This is a genomic window from Roseomonas rosulenta (assembly GCF_016106005.1).
GTDB classification, from domain to species: Bacteria; Pseudomonadota; Alphaproteobacteria; order Acetobacterales; family Acetobacteraceae; genus Neoroseomonas; species Neoroseomonas rosulenta.
Genome location: NZ_JACADR010000443.1, coordinates 1 through 2,343, shown reverse-complemented (window position 1 = coordinate 2,343; position 2,343 = coordinate 1). Strand labels below are relative to the sequence as shown.

The window sequence follows — 2,343 nt, the reverse complement described above, 5'->3', positions numbered from 1 at the left end:
CCGCCAGCGCCCCCCAGGGCTTCGGATGCGGCCGCGGCTCGCCGGTGCTGCCCGAGGTGAAGGCGATGGCGGCAACGAGGCCGGCCGGGATCAGCGGGTTCGGGGCGGCGGTCCCGGCGGCCGGGACCGGGCGCAGCACCGGCAGCGGCAGCGCGATGTCGCTGTCGGCCAGCGCGTGGCGCGCCCCGTGCAGCCGCGCGATCTCGGCCAGGCGTTGCGGCGTCCGGTCGGCCGAGAGCAGCGTGGTCTGCCCGCGCGAGGCCGCCGCGGCGAAGCCGAGCAGTGCCAGGTAACGGTCGGCGCAGAAGTTCAGCACCGGCCCTTCGTCGGGCAGCTGCGCCGCTAGCGCGGCGGCTTCGGCCAGGAAACGCGCGACCGTCACCGCCTCCTGCCCGCGGTGGAAGATCACCTCGGACGGCGCGCGGGAGGTCAGTGGCAGGTGGGTGTCAGCGCGCATCGGGCAGGCCATCGGCGCGCCAGATGGCGCGCAGCGTGCTCCAGGGCGTGGCGGGGCCCAGGGCGGGGAAGAGCGCGCGGCGCAGCGGGTGCTCGGCCAGGAAGAACAGCGCCGAGAGCACGAGGTTAGCCACAGCCGACCGCCCGGGGGCCGGCCCGAGCCCCGCCAGGGTCAGCCCGTTCAGGCCGGCGAAGGCCAGGAAGATGATCGTCCAGAACCAGGTGAGCCGGCGCGTGTAGCGCGCCAGCTCGGGTGGGAGGCGCCCGTGCTCGGCGCGCGTGTAGCGGCTGATCAGCGGCTCCCGCCCCGGCCGCAGCGTCGCGCCGAAATGCCAGGCGAGGAGCAGGTTGCCCGCCAGCGGCATCAGTTCGAGCAGCGTTGCCGCCCCCTGCCGCCCGACCCACAGCGCGGCTGCCGCGCCGGCCGCCAGCGCCACGGCGGCGATGCCAGACGCGCGCGGAAAGGGTGCGAGCATCGCACCGATCACCGCCGCCGCCAGCACCACGGCCACGTCCGGCAGGCCCGCCGCATGCGTTCCGAGAAACAGCCCGGAGAGCGGCAGCGAGATCGCGAGCCGCGGCGCCAGGCGGGGCCACGCCATGCGCGTCAGCCCGTCCGGTTCGTCTCGATATGCGCGGCCAGCGCGCGGAGCGAGCGGAAGATGCGGTGGTTGCGCTCGTCGTCCGAGCGCAGCTGGAAGCCGTAGCGCTTGGACACCGCTAGCGCGATCTCGAGCGCATCGATCGAATCGAGGCCGAGGCCTTCCCCGAACAGGGGCGCCTCGGGATCGATCTCTCCCGGCGCGACCTCGAGGTGCAGCGCCTCGACGATGAGGGCCGCGACCTCCGCTTCCAAGGACAGGGTCGTCGTCAACACTCGTCTCCTGCCGCGATTCGCGTTCCGCTCCGGACGCCCCCGCCGCAGGGCTGCGCCCCTCGGCCTTGACGGAAGGCTGGCGACCGGCGACCTGAGCCGCGATGTCACCCGTACCCGGAAGCCAAAAGTATCAAGGGGAAAGCGGCCGAACAAGGGCGAGCGACCGCGCCGCCCGCCGCTTCGCCCCGCTGCCCGCCGAATTCACCTTCACGGTGGATGTCGAGGAACACGGCGCCCCGGGCCGCGCCGCGCCGGCGACCGGCCGGCTGCTCGACCTGCTGGAGGGGGCCGGCGCGCGCGGCACCTTCTTCGTGCTGGATGCCGTGGTCCGCCAGGACCCTGGCCTGGTGCGGGACCTTGCGCGGCGCGGGCACGAGGTCGCCTCCCACGGCCATGACCACCGCAAGCTCGCCGAGCATTCGCCGGCATCCTTCCGCGCCGGGATGCTGGCCGCCCGCGACCGCCTGGCCGACCTGCTGGGCGCGCCGCCGCTCGGTTTCCGCGCGCCGTATTTCTCGCTGACCCCGGCCGCCGCCTGGGCGCCGGGCATCCTGGGGGAGGCCGGCTTCGCCTATTCCTCATCGGTGCTGCCGGCCTGGAACCCGCTGGCGGGCTGGCCGGGCGCGCCGCGGCGGCCCTTCGCCTGGCCGGGGGGGCTGCTGGAACTGCCGGTGCCGGTCGGGCGCGCCGGGCCGCTGCTGCTGCCCTTCCTGGGCGGCATGTACCTGCGCTGGCTGCCGCCCTGGCGCCTGTCGAGCCTGGTGCGCGCCTGGGTGGCGGAGAGCGGCGACGGCCATCTGTGGTCCTACTGCCACCCCTATGACCTCGATTCCGACGAAGGGCTGGTGCGCAGAGCGGATGCCGGGCTGGCGGGCAGCATCATGCTGTGGCTGAACCGCGGCCCGACCCTGCCGCGGCTGGAGGGGCTGCTGCGCGGGCGGCGCTCGGAGCCCTTCGCGGCGCGTCTGCCGGCGCTGCGGGCCGCGGCGCTGCGCTGGCAGCCCGGGGCG

The 2,343-nt window shown here is 75.2% G+C and carries 3 protein-coding genes and 1 pseudogene; 1 reads left to right on the top strand and 3 read right to left on the bottom strand.

All coding sequences use genetic code 11. The features are described 5' to 3' along the window. The 3 genes and pseudogenes from HW578_RS25575 to HW578_RS25565 all read right to left on the bottom strand — a co-directional run. Window positions 1-457: pseudogene (locus tag HW578_RS25575) on the bottom strand (hypothetical protein); the annotation flags it as partial. Further along, the gene (locus HW578_RS25570; RefSeq protein ID WP_198373529.1) at window positions 447-1,058 is read right to left on the bottom strand and encodes a COG4648 family protein; all 612 of its coding nucleotides are present in this window, start codon (window positions 1,056-1,058) and stop codon (window positions 447-449) included. The pseudogene HW578_RS25575 and the gene HW578_RS25570, both read right to left, overlap by 11 nt. 5 nt (window positions 1,059-1,063) lie before the next feature. Next, window positions 1,064-1,330 carry a phosphopantetheine-binding protein gene (locus HW578_RS25565; protein ID WP_232479283.1) on the bottom strand — a complete coding sequence of 89 codons (267 nt, stop codon included), beginning with the start codon at window positions 1,328-1,330 and terminating at the stop codon, window positions 1,064-1,066. A gap of 104 nt (window positions 1,331-1,434) precedes the next feature. Between HW578_RS25565 and HW578_RS25560 the strand changes: the two genes are divergently transcribed. Further along, the coding region (locus HW578_RS25560; RefSeq protein WP_232479282.1) for a polysaccharide deacetylase family protein at window positions 1,435-2,343 on the top strand (909 nt) is incomplete at its 3' end.